At 58.5% G+C, this 13,540-nt stretch carries 15 protein-coding genes and 1 tRNA gene; 7 read left to right on the forward strand and 9 right to left on the reverse strand.

Annotated features, from left to right (window positions below):
• Positions 1-128 precede the first annotated feature (128 nt).
• On the forward strand, positions 129-410 hold the full coding sequence (locus ABTW55_RS20940; protein ID WP_033638003.1) for a hypothetical protein: 282 nt from the start codon (positions 129-131) through the stop codon (positions 408-410).
• Positions 376-927 carry a hypothetical protein gene (locus ABTW55_RS20945; RefSeq protein ID WP_033638004.1) on the forward strand — a complete coding sequence of 184 codons (552 nt, stop codon included), beginning with the start codon at positions 376-378 and terminating at the stop codon, positions 925-927. The genes ABTW55_RS20940 and ABTW55_RS20945 overlap by 35 nt, the downstream gene beginning before the upstream one ends.
• A gap of 67 nt (positions 928-994) precedes the next feature.
• On the opposite strand, the gene ABTW55_RS20950 is transcribed toward ABTW55_RS20945, so the two are convergent.
• The 6 genes from ABTW55_RS20950 to ABTW55_RS20975 form a co-directional block, all read right to left on the reverse strand.
• A complete protein-coding gene (locus ABTW55_RS20950; RefSeq protein WP_033654147.1) occupies positions 995-1,264 on the reverse strand; it encodes a hypothetical protein in 270 nt (89 codons plus the stop codon).
• Positions 1,265-1,355: 91 nt separating this feature from the next.
• Positions 1,356-1,493 (reverse strand): hypothetical protein, encoded by a 138-nt coding sequence (locus ABTW55_RS20955; RefSeq protein WP_162062229.1) that lies wholly within the window; start codon positions 1,491-1,493, stop codon positions 1,356-1,358.
• 140 nt (positions 1,494-1,633) lie between these two features.
• Positions 1,634-3,136 (reverse strand): glycine betaine/L-proline transporter ProP, encoded by a 1,503-nt coding sequence (gene proP, locus ABTW55_RS20960; protein WP_033638006.1) that lies wholly within the window; start codon positions 3,134-3,136, stop codon positions 1,634-1,636.
• Positions 3,137-3,553: 417 nt separating this feature from the next.
• Positions 3,554-4,921 carry a TolC family protein gene (locus tag ABTW55_RS20965; protein ID WP_060420550.1) on the reverse strand — a complete coding sequence of 456 codons (1,368 nt, stop codon included), beginning with the start codon at positions 4,919-4,921 and terminating at the stop codon, positions 3,554-3,556.
• Between the two features lie 3 nt (positions 4,922-4,924).
• Entirely contained in the window at positions 4,925-6,862 is a 1,938-nt protein-coding gene (locus tag ABTW55_RS20970) for a MacB family efflux pump subunit (RefSeq protein WP_033646466.1), read from the reverse strand.
• A complete protein-coding gene (locus tag ABTW55_RS20975; RefSeq protein ID WP_060422280.1) occupies positions 6,859-8,040 on the reverse strand; it encodes an efflux RND transporter periplasmic adaptor subunit in 1,182 nt (393 codons plus the stop codon). Before ABTW55_RS20975 ends, ABTW55_RS20970 begins: the two co-directional genes overlap by 4 nt.
• 239 nt (positions 8,041-8,279) lie before the next feature.
• Here ABTW55_RS20975 and cho point away from each other — a divergent pair, with 239 nt between their 5' ends.
• The 5 genes from cho (at position 8,280) to ABTW55_RS21000 (ending at position 10,650) form a co-directional block, all read left to right on the forward strand.
• Positions 8,280-9,128, forward strand: a complete 849-nt coding sequence (gene cho, locus ABTW55_RS20980; RefSeq protein WP_060422282.1) for an excinuclease Cho — start codon at positions 8,280-8,282, stop codon at positions 9,126-9,128.
• Positions 9,129-9,240: 112 nt separating this feature from the next.
• Positions 9,241-9,337, forward strand: a tRNA-OTHER gene (locus tag ABTW55_RS20985).
• A gap of 185 nt (positions 9,338-9,522) precedes the next feature.
• Positions 9,523-9,822 carry a sigma-S stabilization anti-adapter protein IraP gene (locus ABTW55_RS20990; RefSeq protein ID WP_016928230.1) on the forward strand — a complete coding sequence of 100 codons (300 nt, stop codon included), beginning with the start codon at positions 9,523-9,525 and terminating at the stop codon, positions 9,820-9,822.
• 123 nt (positions 9,823-9,945) lie between these two features.
• A complete protein-coding gene (locus ABTW55_RS20995) occupies positions 9,946-10,449 on the forward strand; it encodes a YlaC family protein (RefSeq protein WP_033638009.1) in 504 nt (167 codons plus the stop codon).
• A 69-nt stretch (positions 10,450-10,518) separates the two neighbouring features.
• Positions 10,519-10,650: a hypothetical protein gene (locus ABTW55_RS21000; protein WP_015377413.1), complete on the forward strand. Its 132-nt coding sequence runs from the start codon at positions 10,519-10,521 to the stop codon at positions 10,648-10,650.
• Positions 10,651-10,712: 62 nt separating this feature from the next.
• On the opposite strand, the gene ABTW55_RS21005 is transcribed toward ABTW55_RS21000, so the two are convergent.
• The 3 genes from ABTW55_RS21005 to ABTW55_RS21015 all read right to left on the reverse strand — a co-directional run bounded on the left by ABTW55_RS21005 (position 10,713) and on the right by ABTW55_RS21015 (position 13,320).
• Positions 10,713-10,841: a hypothetical protein gene (locus ABTW55_RS21005; RefSeq protein WP_033638010.1), complete on the reverse strand. Its 129-nt coding sequence runs from the start codon at positions 10,839-10,841 to the stop codon at positions 10,713-10,715.
• 249 nt (positions 10,842-11,090) lie between these two features.
• A complete protein-coding gene (locus ABTW55_RS21010; protein ID WP_033638011.1) occupies positions 11,091-12,812 on the reverse strand; it encodes a potassium/proton antiporter in 1,722 nt (573 codons plus the stop codon).
• A 283-nt stretch (positions 12,813-13,095) separates the two neighbouring features.
• Positions 13,096-13,320 carry a hypothetical protein gene (locus ABTW55_RS21015; protein WP_033638012.1) on the reverse strand — a complete coding sequence of 75 codons (225 nt, stop codon included), beginning with the start codon at positions 13,318-13,320 and terminating at the stop codon, positions 13,096-13,098.
• Positions 13,321-13,540 lie beyond the last annotated feature (220 nt).

The raw sequence follows: 13,540 nt of genomic DNA on the forward strand, positions 1-13,540 counted from the left end.
GGGCTTCGGGCTATCAACCCGGGGCCCGATGCATTTCTCTTCGGCTGCATAGATTGCTACGCTACGATGACAGGCGCGATACGCCATTGTGGTCTAGTATTCTTGAGTAAAAATTTATCGGAGTGATTATGCAGCCGTATAAAGAGGTTGAGTTTGATCATGAGCTTTGTCTGGCGATCGGCAAAGCCGTATTAGACGTGGTGGCGCAGGGGGAGGAAACCAGCGCTCCGGCGGTGATGAACGCGATTGAGCGGTCGGTGGAACAGGGGTTGAATGACGACGAAACGGCCATCGCCGACGACGCCCTGGATTTGATGGCTCGTCTCGTTCACGGCTTCAGCTTCATAAATCTAGCGGATGAAGAGGATACTTCCCATGCATTGGTTGAATTTCAAACGCTACAAGAGTGACGTTGCCAAACAGGCCGTGCCGCCGCATTTGAATGCGGCTGAATTTGCGCGGCATTACGCCGACAAGCCGCAAGCCGATACGGAAGAGTATCTTTCGCTGAGCGGGGAGATGTGCTGGGATGCGGTGGTGCTGTGCGCCCACCGTTCAGGCGCGCTCAGCAAGGCGAAATACAAGCAGCTGTGGCAGACGGTATTCGATAAGCAATACAAACATTTCGTCAGCCCGGACGATACCGAGATCCGCACCATGGCGGATATGTTGCGCGCGCCGCAGGGATGTTTTATCGGCATATTTTCCCTGCGTGACGCGACGGCGCCCCGCTTGCTGCATGCCATGATCGGCACCGGTGCAGGCTTTGCCGCCGGCAATAAAAATCTTTGCATCGGCGTGGGGGGCGCGGTCGGCTGGGAAAATCTCAATCTGGCGCGCGATCTGCGCTGGCAGCCGGAAGGCGGTTTTTTACGCCAGGGCGACAACGAAGTGCTGCGCATTTTTTACCGGCCTTTCCCCGCCTGAGCCGGTTCGCCGGCTTTTAGAGTAAAAAAACCGCCGTCTGGCGGTTTTTTGTTGGCGCGTGTCGCCCTTATTTGAACCCGCCGTTGCGAATGAACTCGAGACCGGCGGCGGTGATCCGCGTTTGATGCGGGTCGATATCATAGTTGTTCTCGTCGATGTCACTCATCACATAGGCCTGTATCAGGCCCTTGGTTTTGAGATAAGAGAAGGGATCGGCGAAGGCGTGCGGGCTGGTGGCGTCTTGTTTCCACAGTTCATAGGTTTTTTCATCCAGCGTGCCGGGGTGATTGGCGGCCAGCCGGGTCAGGATCTGATTGTAGAACGCATAGTCGGTCATGATGCGGTCCTCTTTATCGCGAGCGACAGTCTCGGAAAATGGCGGTAAGGTCTTTCAATCATAGCCGATGTTTTCCGCCGTCGGCATGGGGTTAGCCGCGTTGGCTTTCAATCCAGTGGAACAGACGTGAAATGCTCAAGGTGATATCACCGATGTTGAAGAGTGCGCCAAGCCACAGGGCGAGCATAACCAGGATGCCGATGATGATGGAAAGGTCCATCGTGCTCATGATTATGTTCTTCATTAATAAAGGTGTGCGGCAAAGCGTGCCACCAATCCCGCTTGCCATAAAATGCGCTGCGCATTATTCCTTTTGAAATCAAAGTAAAAAAGCCACCCAAACGGGTGGCTTTTGTGTTTTCGCGCCGATCAATCCAGCTTGGGATGCTGGTCGATCAGGATCTGCTTTTTCTTTTCCAATTCGGCGATCTGCGCGTTGATGTCCTCGACTTTCTGTTCGATGTTGTCGTAGGTCTCCTGCAGCAGCTCTTTCGCTTCTGAGCGATCCGAAGCGGCCGGCGTCGCGCCGCGCAGCGGCTTGTTGGCGGTTTCTTTCATGTACAGACCGGTGATAAGACCGATCACCGCCACCACCATCAGGTAGTAGGCCGGCATGTACAGGTTGCCGGTCGCTTCGACCAGCCAAGCGGCGGCGGTCGGCGTCGCACCGGCGATCAGCACCGAAATGTTGAACGAAATCGCCAGCGCGCTGTAACGGATGTGCGTCGGGAACATCGCCGGCAGAATCGAGGCCATCACCCCGGTGAAGGAGTTGAGCAGCACCGCCAGCACCAGCAGACCGACGAAGATCAGGCCAATCACGTTGCTGTTGATCAGAATGAAGCACGGGATCGCCAGCGCCAACAGGCCGATGCTGCCGCCGATAATGAACGGCTTACGGCCGATGCGGTCGCTGGTCAGGCCGATCACCGGCTGTACGAACAGCATGCCGATCATGATGGCGATGATGATCAGAACGCCGTGATCTTCCGAGTAGTGCAGGTTATGCGACAGGTAGCTCGGCATGTAGGTCAGCAGCATGTAATAGGTCACGTTGGTGGAGATGACGATACCGACGCACACCAGCAAACTTTTCCAGTGTTTGGCCGCGATCTCTTTGAACGAGGTTTTCGGCGGATTTTCGATGGCGTTGCGGTCATCTTTTTCCATCTTGTCCACGTGCTGCTGGAACGCCGGGGTTTCTTCCAGCGCATGGCGCAGATAGAGACCGATCAGGCCCAGCGGTGCGGCGATGAAGAACGGGATACGCCAGCCCCAGTCGAGGAAGTTGGCTTCGCCGACGATGCTGGAGATCAGCACCACCACGCCTGCACCCATCACAAAGCCGGCGATGGAGCCGAAGTCTAACCAGCTACCCATAAAACCGCGTTTGCGATCCGGCGAGTATTCGGCGACGAAAATTGCCGCACCGGAATATTCACCGCCGACGGAGAAGCCCTGCGCCAGTTTGGCCAGCAGCAGCAGGATCGGCGCCCAGATGCCGATCGACGCATAGGACGGGATCAGGCCGATACAGAAGGTGCTGACCGCCATAATGATAATGGTGATCGAGAGCACTTTCTGGCGACCGAACTTGTCGCCCATGGCGCCGAAGAACAGGCCGCCGAGCGGACGCACCAGGAAGGGCACGGAGAAGGTCGCCAGCGCGGCGATCATTTGCACGCCGGGAGAGGCGCCTGGGAAGAAGACCTGGCCAAGCGCATAGGCGACAAAGCCGTATACGCCGAAGTCGAACCACTCCATCGCGTTGCCCAGGGCCGCCGCGGTGATCGCCTTCTTGAGTTTGCTGTCATCGATGATGGTGATGTCGTTAATGTGCATCGGTTTATGTCGTTTTTTTCTTAACTTCATATAATCATCCCTTAATGAATTATTCGTTGTTCGTGAAAGCGTAATCTCCGTTCACTGTTGTTTTCGAGTTATCAAATCGGCTAATCGAATCGCGGTTCAAGACGATTCATTATCCACATTTAAGTTGGGATGTGGATCACAAAATATCGTCGTTTATACCAAGGTTATGTCATTTAGGTGACTAATTATTTTGCATCTATAGCTTAACGTTATATCTTGCGCCGATCAAATCCAGCAGTTTAACTTAAGTGTTTGCACCGATTTGGTGCGAGAATGGTCTAATAATTGTGCGATTTGACGGTTTTTCGTCTGATTAGGAATGTTTGAAGTATAGAGAGTACGGGAGATAAAACAGGAAAAATTGATGTGTTCACCGCTAAAAAATCACCTGGCCGGAGGATGGCCAGGCTGTTTGGTTTAGGGTGCCGACGAACCGCCGAATTCCAGATAAATTTTCGCCAGGTTCTGGTACTGCGCGAAGCGGTTCTCGTCCACCGCCAGTTCCGCCTGACGGCGCTGCTCCTGAGCATTTAGCCAGTCGGTAATGGTGACGGCGCCCTGCCGGTAACGCACCTCGTTCAGCCGCTCCGATTTGCGCGCCAATGCCAGCGAGGCCTGCAGCTGCGTCTCTTGCGCCCGCAGCTGTGCGCGCAGCGACAGGGCGTTATTCACATCGCCCATCGCCTTGTACAGCGCCTGCCTGAATTCCAGCACCTGCTGTTCGTAGTCGTTACGGGCGATCTTGATATCCACCCCCATTTGCCGCCATTGCAGGAACGGCAGCGTCAGGCTGGCACCGAGGCTGCCCGTCGGGTTGCGCAGGAACTCCAGCAGCGCGCTGCTGCTGGCGCCCAGCGAACCGGTCAGGCTGAACGCGGGATAGTACTGCAGACGTTTCTCGTCGACGTTGGCCAGGGCGGCGCGCAACCGCAGCTCTTTGGCGCTGAGATCCGGGCGCCGGCTCAAGACGCTGGCGGGAATGCCGGTGTTGATCTGCGGCATCGCCGTCGTCGGCAGGCGTGCGGGCGCGATGGTGGCCTGGCCTGTAGGCGCGCCCAGCAGCACCGCCTGTTCATTCAGCGCCTGTTGACGATCGTGTTGCAACGCCAGCAGCCGGCTTTCCTGCGTCAGCACGTTTTGTTCCGCGTTCACCACGTCCAGCGCCGAGATGCTGCCGGCCCGGTAGCGGGCGTTGGCCAGCCGCAGCGTCTGTTTGGCGTAGGCGATGCTCGCCTGGCTGACGCCGATCTGCTGATTGAGGAAGCCGATGCGCCAGTAATTCGTGGCGGCGTTGGCCAGCAGCGTCAGGCGCGCCGTCTGCAGATCCTGCGCGGAAGCCTGGCTGGCCCACTCGGCGGCATCGCGCTGGCGCGCCAGTTTGCCCCAAAGGTCGACTTCATAGCTCGTAGAGAGCGTCGCGCCGCTGGTTTTATTCCAGGCGGAGGACTCCGACAGCGGGCGATTGATGCCGCTGTTCAACGAGGCGTTGACGTCGGGGGCGGTGCTGATGCCGACGCGTTCCGCCTCGAGCCGCGCACGGTAGACGCGCAGCACGGCGACGGCCAGATCGTTGTTGCTGGCCATCACCTGTTGCAGCCAGCGATCGAGCTCGGGATCGTGGAAATCGCGCCAGTCGAACGGCGTCGGCGCGGCATTGTCGGCGGCGTGCTGCCAGCTCGTCGGATAGTTGACCTGCGGCGCCCGGTAGTCGCTTTTCAGGGCATTGCCGCAGCCGGCGGTGAGCAGGGCGGCGAGGCTTAACGCCAGGGGAGATAAAATTTTCATGGGTTACTCGCTGGCCAATGAAACGACCGGATCCATCCTTGCCGCTTTGCGGGCGGGGAGATAACCGAAGATCATGCCGATTAAGGTTGAACAGAAAAACGCCGTCGCGGCGGCTTGCCAGGAATAGATGGCGGTGAACATGCCGCCCGCCAGCGAGGTGAACAGCGACCCGGCGGCGAACGACAGCGCGATGCCCAATGCGCCGCCGATCAAACAGACCAGCACCGCCTCGATCATGAACTGTTGCATGATGTCGCCGCGCCTTGCGCCGACCGCCATGCGCACGCCGATCTCATGGGTGCGCTCGGTCACCGAGACCAGCATGATGTTCATCACGCCCAGGCTGCCGATCACCAGCGAGATCGAGGCCACCATCAGGATCAGCAAACTGAGCGTCATCGAGGTGCGCTCGATCGATTTACGGAACTGATCGCGGTTGAACGTCATGAAATCTTTTACGCCATGGCGCTGAGTCAGCAACTGCGTGATGGCGCTGACGGCGGCTTCGCTGGCGACGTCATCCTTCAAGCGCACGGTGATGCCGCTGAGCGTGGTTTTGCCGACCATACGGTACATCACCGTGCTGTAGGGCATCCAAACGCTGATGCGGTTGGGCGCGTAGCTGTGTTCGCTTTTGGCGACGCCGACCACCCGTGCCGGCACCGAGCCGAGAAACACGATCTGGCCGAGCGGCTCGACGCCGAAATCGCCGAACAGCGCCTGGCGCGCATTGTCGTCGATGATCACTTCCTGCAGCGCGTTGCGATCGTCGCGGAAGGTGGCGCCTTGCACCAGCGTGATGCCGTTGACGCGGAAATAGTCGCGGCCGACGCCGGTGATTGACGCGGTGGCGGATTTGCTGCGAAAACGGATGCTGTCGGACGCGCTGACTTCCGGGCTGACGCTGTCGACGAAGCTTTGCTGCGCCAGCGCGTCGGCATCGGCCGGCACCAGGGTGCGGATGCTGTCGATGGCGTCGTCGAAGAAGTCACGCCCCGGATAGATGCTCACCACGTTGGTGCCGAGCCCCTTGATATTCTCCAGCGTGCGCTGTTTGGCGCCTTCGCCCAGCGCCACCACCGTGACCACGGCGGCGATGCCGAAGATAATGCCGGTCATGGTCAACGCGGTGCGCAGGCGGTGGGCGTTCATCGCCTTCAGCGCCATGTGCAGCGACTCGCGGGTGCGGTCGATAAGACTTTGCCAGCCGCTTTGCCGGCTGCGGTTCGGCGGCGGTAGCGCGACGGCGGGTGCCGATTGGCGGCCGCTGTCAGCGATGATTTTGCCGTCTTGCAGTTCGATGACGCGCTGCGCATGTTGCGCCACTTTCATATCGTGGGTGACGATCACCACGGTGTGGCCGCGTTGGTTCAGCTCGCTGAGGATCGCCAGCACTTCCTGGCCGGATTGGGTGTCCAGCGCGCCGGTCGGTTCGTCCGCCAGGATAATTTCGCCGCCGTTGATCAGCGAGCGCGCGATGCTGACGCGCTGCTGCTGGCCGCCGGAAAGCTGGCCGGGCTTGTGGTCTTCGCGCCCCTCCAGGCCCAACCGCGCCAGCAGTTGCGCCGCTCGCTGCCGCCGCTGATCGCGCCGGGCGTTGGCGTAGATGGCCGGAATTTCAACGTTGCCCAGCGCGCTGAGATCGGGCATCAGGTGGTAACGCTGGAAGATAAAGCCGATATGCTCGCGGCGCAGGCGGGCCAGTTCGTCCGGCGACAGGTGGGCGGCGTTCTGACCGCTGATGTAGTAGTCACCGCGATCCGGCACGTCGAGGCAGCCCATGATGTTCATCAGCGTCGATTTGCCGGAACCGGAGGCGCCGATGATCGCCACCAGTTCGCCGGCGGCGATGGTCAAATCGATGTCTTTCAACACCGTCAGCGCCTGGCCGCCGTTGGTGTAGGTTCGGCTGATGCCTTTTAGCTCGATGATCGCGTTCACAGGAAGATGCCATCCTCAGCCGGCTTGGCGGCGGGCTGCGACAGCACCACGGTTTCACCGGCTTTCAGGCCGCTGAGGATCTGAATGTCGACGTTGTTGGTGATGCCGGTGGTCACTTGGCGCGTTTCCAGCCGCTGGTCTTGGGTCAGCACCTGCACCTGCTGCTCTTTGCCATCGATTTTATGCACTGCCTGGATCGGCACCAGCAGGGTGTGCTTCGCTTCGCCGAGCAGCAAGGACACCTGCGCGGTCATGGCGATGCGCAGGCGGTTTTCCGGGTTGGGCACGTCCAGCAGCGCGTTGTAATAGACCGACGCGTTCGAGGTGCCGGAACCGGAGGCGGAGCTGGTGCCGGCGAGCGAGTCGTCTTTCATTACCGATTCCGGCGCCAGTTCGATGGTGCGCAGCGTGGCGTCGTAGCGTTTATCCGGATCGGAAAAAATAGTGAAGTACGCCTTTTGCCCCGGTGAAATGCGGGTGATGTCGGCTTCGGAGATCTGCGCCTTGATGGTCATCATATCCAGCCGCGCCAGCTTGACGATGGTCGGCGCGCTTTGGCTGGAGTTGACCGTTTGCCCCTGCTGCGTAACCACGGCGATGACGATGCCGTCCATCGGCGCGACCACGCGGGTATAGCCCAGATCGATTTTTTTCTTGTCGACTTCAATCTGCGCCTGCACCAGGCGGGCATTGAGCGAAAGCTGCTCGGCGCGGGTGGTGGCGAGCGTGGCTTCGGCGGTTTCGAAGTCCTCCCGCGAGCTGGCTTCGTCGTTCAGCATGCGGCGCTGGCGTTTGAAACGCGACTCGGCCTGTTTCAGCTGCGCCTGTTTGGCCTGCAGTTCGGCCTTGATGACGTTCAGCGCCGCCTCGGCGTTGCGCAGATCGTTGCGCTGTTGCAGATCGTCGATGTCGGCGATCGGTTGCCCTTTGGTGACGCGATCGCCCAGTTTGACCTTCAGCGATTTCACTTCACCGGAGACCCGCGCACCGACGTTAACGCGTTCGACGGCATCCAGTCGCCCGGTGGCCAGCACGGCGTTCTCGATATCGCCCAGGCGGGCCGTTGCGGTAACGTAATCCTGCTGCGGCGGGCGTTGCCAATAGAGGGCCAGCGCGATGGCGACGCAGATGAAAATGATGACGGCGATCAACGCCAGACGACGGGGGGTGAGTTTCAGTGAAGTCATGCCCAGGTTTTCCATAACGATAAAAGCGGCGGTTCCAGTCTGCCATCATGGCAGCGCCAGCTTGAACTGGCGCTAAACGTGAGGCGCTTTCCCGCTGGAAAGGAGATAGTAAAGGCTTTCCCGCTAAAGATCACGGCGAGTTATTATCCTTCGGGGTGCAACCGGCTGTGTGGCGCGTTATACTGGGTAAAAAACCAGTATTCATTCATCAGCAGGATAACGCCGCCGCCATGATGCCAAACCGCCTCGAGCCGGAACTCGACATTTACCAATACCCGGAGCACCTGCGCGCCTGTCTGGCGCCGTTGCCCAAGGGGCCGGGCGTCTATCTGTTCCACGGCGAGAGCGAAAGCCTGCCGCTTTACATCGGTAAAAGCGTCAACGTACGCAGCCGGGTGATGGCGCATTTTCGCGCGCAGGACGAGGCGAAAATGCTGCGCCAAACCCGGCGCATCAGCTTTATCGAGACCGCCGGCGAGTTGGGCGCATTGCTGCTGGAGGCGCAGTTGATCAAGCAGCAACAACCGTTGTTCAACAAACGCCTGCGGCGCTCGAAACAGCTGTGTGCGCTGCGTCTGCAGGCGGACACGGTGACGATTGCCCACGCCAAAGAGATCGATTTCGCCGTCACGCCCCACCTCTACGGGCTGTTTGCCAATCGCCATGCCGCGCTGGAAAAACTGCGCGCCATCGCCGACGAGCATCGTTTATGTTATGGCAAGCTGGGGATCGACAAGCTGCCCGCGGGGCGAGCCTGCTTCCGCTACAGCCTGCGCAAGTGCGCCGGCGCCTGCTGCGGCGTGGAGTCGGCGCAGGAACATGCGCGGCGGCTCAGCGCGGTGCTTGAACAGCTGCGCATCGCCTGTTGGCCATTCGCCGGGCGCGTGGCGTTGGAAGAACAGGGCGAGACGCTGCGTCAGTACCATGTGATTCACAATTGGTTTTATCTGGGCTCGGTCAGCAGCCTGGCGCAGGCGCAGCGGCTACAGAGTGCGGCCAGCCATTTTGACAGCGATGGCTACAAGATTTTGTGCAAGCCGCTCATGGCCGGCAATTATCGGATTATTGAGCTGCCGTAATGCCATAACGCTGTCGATAGTCTAAGACTTATCTGTAAATTCAGCGCATTATGCTAAAATAGCTTGAGTCCATAATGTTGTTATGGATAATGACGCCCCGAAGCGAAGGAACGCGCTATTAACTCAGTTGGCAGAGTGATTGGTTTTATAATGGCTTGTTTTGGCTTGAAAATTGATAGACGCGGGTTCGAGTCCTGCATAGCGCGCCAGCTTTCTTCCCTTCATCTCACCGCGCTTACCGTAAAGCGCACCCGGGTTGATTTGCACTATCGGCTCCTCGTTGGGATTTTCGGGTGTGCTTTACCGTAACCGCTGGCTTTCCTTCCTCTTTCTCTTTCGATCCTTTGCTAAACTGTAATCAGGCAGGCTTGCTGCCCGGCAACAGGAGGTCGATATGTCTCACTCCGAGCAACTGCAGGAACTCTTGCAACGCGTCGCCGCCCTCGAGGCGAGAGAGAAAGCGCTGAGCGCCGCGTCCAACGCTTATCAGGCGATTATCACCACCATGTTGGGCAATATGGAAAAGACCGAACGCGATCGGATCATCGCGATGATCGATCAGGCCCATGAAATCGCCTACGCCCGCGCCATTCAACGCAGCAACGAACCGCAAAAGCAGAAAATCAAACAGGCCGACGATGTGGCCCAGCGCATGTTCATGTTTGCGCAAGGCAAGGCCGCCCAACCGCGCTGAAGCCGAACTATAACAGTTGCAGCCATTAAGTTGGCTAACTGATCTACCTGGCGAAACTGTACTTGTGGTACTTTTAGCGGTGAGATTTGATGGCAATGCTGTTTCCAGCATAAGGTTGTAACGATGGACGCGATTAAAAGCATCTTGGTTAAAGAGATTGAACAGATCAATCGGCGCGAAGGGCGTGACGGCAAGCCGCGCTTCAACAGCGAATTCGCTCGCACTCACCGCTATCTGTGCCTTGCCATGTTCGCCGGTTATTTCGCGGTGATCGCCGTGATGTACCAGGTGCCGTACATGGGGATATATGCTTTCCTGGGCTTCACCGCTTTTGTGCTGTTCATGTTCGCCATGCTGCTGATCGAGATCCGGCCGGTATACCGCTTCGAGGACATCGGGGTGCTCGATCTGCGGGTTTGCTACAACGGCGAGTGGTACTTTACCCGCGCGCTGTCGCCCTATGCGGTGCAGCAACTGCTGGAGGAGCCGTCCATCGGCGCCGCGCTGAAACAGAAGATGCGCGTGATCATCGGCAACAAGGGCGAAATCGACTTCTACGACGTGTACGACATGGCGTACGGAAAAAAGCCGCAGGATGAGCAGCCGCAGCTGGCGGCGGCAAACTGAAAGGTTTCCGGCCGGCGGCTTGTCGATTATACTCAGCGTTTGAACGCGAAGCAGAATGAGGATCAAGCGATGAGTGATGATATTTTCGATTTTGATATCGATGCCGAACTGGCGAAAGCCGAAGAAAAAGCGGCGCAGAAGGTAAAAGAGGTCCCTGAGTTCCTCGAAGACGAAGCGGACTGCGAAGGTTGCAAGATCTGATCGCCTGCCCCATAAAAAAAACCGCCGCGGCGGTTTTTTTTATGTCTGAGCGTCGTGGGGTGTCAATCCAGCACGAATCCCCAGATCAGCAACGTCGCCACCAGAATCAGGCAAAGCGCGGACACCGTCACCAGTATTTTCCCCAGAATGTCTTTTTCTTGTTCCTGCTGCGTCACGTTGAAATTATCCAATTAAAAGTCTATGGACTAAACCGGCGATGCTGAGATCGAGCGCCGCTACGCCCAGCGCCATAAGCATCATTACCGAAAGAAATCGAGTCTTGCCGTTCACGTCCTTAATCCCTGTGGACGCCGCTGTTAAGTTTTTATATCAAAGGGATATAATTCAGCGACGCCCTATTTCATGCATCATGATAGTGATTAAGAACGTTCTTAAGGCCAGAAGTTCCCTCGTCTGATAGCGCAGCCGGTGCGGCAGCGTCAGTCGGTTACGATCCGCACGCCTATCTTACTGACTTGATTGCCGTCCATTTCGGCGATGGTCCAGGTCAGGCCGTCCCATTCCACCTGGTCGCCGATCACCGGTTCGCCGCCGATCAGCTGAATGACGAACTGGCCCAGCGTCTGCTGCTCGTCCACGTCGTCTTGCAGATTGAGGCCATAAAGCTGCGAGATGTCGCTTAAACGGGCATCGGACTGCAGGATAAAGTCGCCGAAGAAGCGCTCGTCGAGCGTCACGGCCGGCGCCTGGCTGAACAGTTTGCCGAGGATGGGCAGGTCGTGCTCATGGCCGATAACGCACAGAATATCGTTCTCCCGCAGGCGGGTACTGCCGCTTGGATGCAGCAGTTCTTTGCCGCGGAACAGGGCGGCGATGCGGGTATTGGGTGGCATCTTCAGCTCCCGCAACGCCGCGCCGACGCACCAGTTTTCCGCCGAAAGCTGATACACGAACTGTTCCCACTGGTTCTCCGGGTGCACGTCCAGCCCAACGCGGGAGATCGGCGTCAGCGCCGGCGGCACGATCACCTTGGCTTTTTTGGCGGCAAACGACAGCGTGGTGCCTTGCAGCAGCAGGGAGACCAGCACCACGAAGAACGCCACGTTGAAAAACAGCTGGGCGTTGGGCAGCCCGGCCATCATCGGGAACACCGCCAGGATCACCGGCACCGCGCCGCGCAGGCCGACCCAGGAAATAAAGCCGCGCTCGCGCAGGGTAAAGCTGCGGAACGGCAGCAGGCCGATAAACACCGACAGCGGACGGGCGAACAGGATCATCCACAGCGACAGCAGCAGGGCAGGGATGGCGATCGGCAGCAGCTCGTGCGGGTTGAGCAGCAGGCCAAGCACCAGGAACATGCCGATCTGGCTGAGCCATGCCAGGCCGTCGAAGGTTTGTACGATGCCGTGCCGGTTGCGGATCGGCCGGTTGCCCAGCAGCAGGCCGCACAGATACACCGCCAGAATGCCGCTGCCGTCCAGCGCGGTGGTCAGCGCAAAAATAAGAATGCCGCCGCTCACCGCCAGCAGCGGATAGAGGCCGTCCGCCAGTTTGATGTGGTTGATCAGCGTCAGCAGCAGCCAGCCGCCGCCCAGACCGAAGACGATGCCCATACCGAACTGCTGCATCAGATGCAGCGGGAAGGCCCAGCTCAGCGCGGTTTCCCCGGCGGCGATCATCGCAATCAGCGTGATGGTGAGAAACACCGCCATCGGATCGTTGCTGCCGGATTCGATCTCCAGCGTTGCGCTGACGCGTTCGTTCAAACCTTTGCCCCCCAAGAGGGAGAATACCGCGGCGGCGTCGGTGGAACCGATAATGGCGCCGATCAGCAGCCCCTGCAGCAGATCGAGATTGAACAGCCAGGCGGCGGCCATGCCGGTCAGACCGGCGGTGATCACCACGCCGATGGTGGCGAGAGACAGCGCCGGCCATAGGGCGACGCGGAAAGAGCTGACCCGGGTACGCATGCCACCGTCGAGCAGGATCACCGCCAACGCGAGGTTGCTGACCAGATAAGCGACGGGGTAATTGCTGAAGACGATGCCGCCGGGGCCATCGACGCCGGCCAACATGCCGATCGCCAGGAAGATCACCAGGATCGGAATGCCGAGCCGGGAAGAAAATGAGCTGAGCAGAATGCTTGCCCCCACCAGCACGGCACCGATGACGAACAAACTGTTAATGGTGCTGGCATCCAAAATATCGCTCTCCTGAGGCTGGGGGATAGGGGGCACTGCGAGTGTGTCGATGATAACGTGTTTAGTGGGTAAAACGCCAAGGCTGATTGCGAAAACAACCGATCAATTATTGCCCTTTGGTGTGATTAAACGAAGAAAGTGAGGAGAAGAGGGAGATTCCTGCCTTTTATCCAACATTATCAGGCTGCTGTATTTCTGCTTCGGCAACAATGTTCGATCGTGGCTGAGGGAAAAACCATTAAGCCCGCGCAGGCAGGCTTAATGGTTTGCAGGCGCGGTAGGATTAATGATCGAGCGATTCCAGCGCCCGTTTGATCAGCTCGGAGGCCAGCTTGCTTTCCGCTTCGGAAATGCCGTCGAGATTGAAGTTGGAGAGCTCAGCGACCAGAATGCTGCGTTCTTTGCCGCTGATCGAAGCGTCCAGCGCGGACAGCAACCTGCCGAGGATCTTCAGCAGGGTGGCGTTTTCCGCTATGGCTTCCTGAGCCGGGGTGTTCTTGTCGGTCATTCAAAATCCTCTCTGTCGTGACGGAAGGGAGATGCAGCTAACGCCATCGAATGAATTAAACGATCGCGCAGCCCTTCGGGGGTGTTGAGCCCAATCACTACCGTAAGGCAGGGATCCGGATTTCTACTTATGCATTGCAGTTATAACGGCTAGGTTATCTATGCAGCCGTATCACTTTGCCCTAACGGGCGACGTCAGGCTGAGCAATGTGTGCTCTGCA

The sequence above is a fragment of the Serratia sp. SM04 genome (genome assembly GCF_040280225.1).
In the GTDB taxonomy this organism is placed as follows: Bacteria; Pseudomonadota; Gammaproteobacteria; order Enterobacterales; family Enterobacteriaceae; genus Serratia; species Serratia sarumanii.

Excerpts from the sequence above, each read along its gene's own strand:
- proP (WP_033638006.1), bottom strand. The coding sequence starts at position 3,136 with ATGAAGTTAAGAAAAAAACGACATAAACCGATGCACATTAACGACATC.
- ABTW55_RS20950 (WP_033654147.1), bottom strand. The coding sequence starts at position 1,264 with ATGACCGACTATGCGTTCTACAATCAGATCCTGACCCGGCTGGCCGCC.
- ABTW55_RS21015 (WP_033638012.1), bottom strand. The coding sequence starts at position 13,320 with ATGACCGACAAGAACACCCCGGCTCAGGAAGCCATAGCGGAAAACGCC.
- ABTW55_RS20965 (WP_060420550.1), bottom strand. The coding sequence starts at position 4,921 with ATGAAAATTTTATCTCCCCTGGCGTTAAGCCTCGCCGCCCTGCTCACC.
- ABTW55_RS20995 (WP_033638009.1), top strand. The coding sequence starts at position 9,946 with ATGGACGCGATTAAAAGCATCTTGGTTAAAGAGATTGAACAGATCAAT.
- ABTW55_RS20940 (WP_033638003.1), top strand. The coding sequence starts at position 129 with ATGCAGCCGTATAAAGAGGTTGAGTTTGATCATGAGCTTTGTCTGGCG.
- ABTW55_RS21000 (WP_015377413.1), top strand. The coding sequence starts at position 10,519 with ATGAGTGATGATATTTTCGATTTTGATATCGATGCCGAACTGGCGAAA.
- ABTW55_RS20945 (WP_033638004.1), top strand. The coding sequence starts at position 376 with ATGCATTGGTTGAATTTCAAACGCTACAAGAGTGACGTTGCCAAACAG.
- ABTW55_RS20990 (WP_016928230.1), top strand. The coding sequence starts at position 9,523 with ATGTCTCACTCCGAGCAACTGCAGGAACTCTTGCAACGCGTCGCCGCC.
- cho (WP_060422282.1), top strand. The coding sequence starts at position 8,280 with ATGATGCCAAACCGCCTCGAGCCGGAACTCGACATTTACCAATACCCG.
- ABTW55_RS20955 (WP_162062229.1), bottom strand. The coding sequence starts at position 1,493 with ATGAGCACGATGGACCTTTCCATCATCATCGGCATCCTGGTTATGCTC.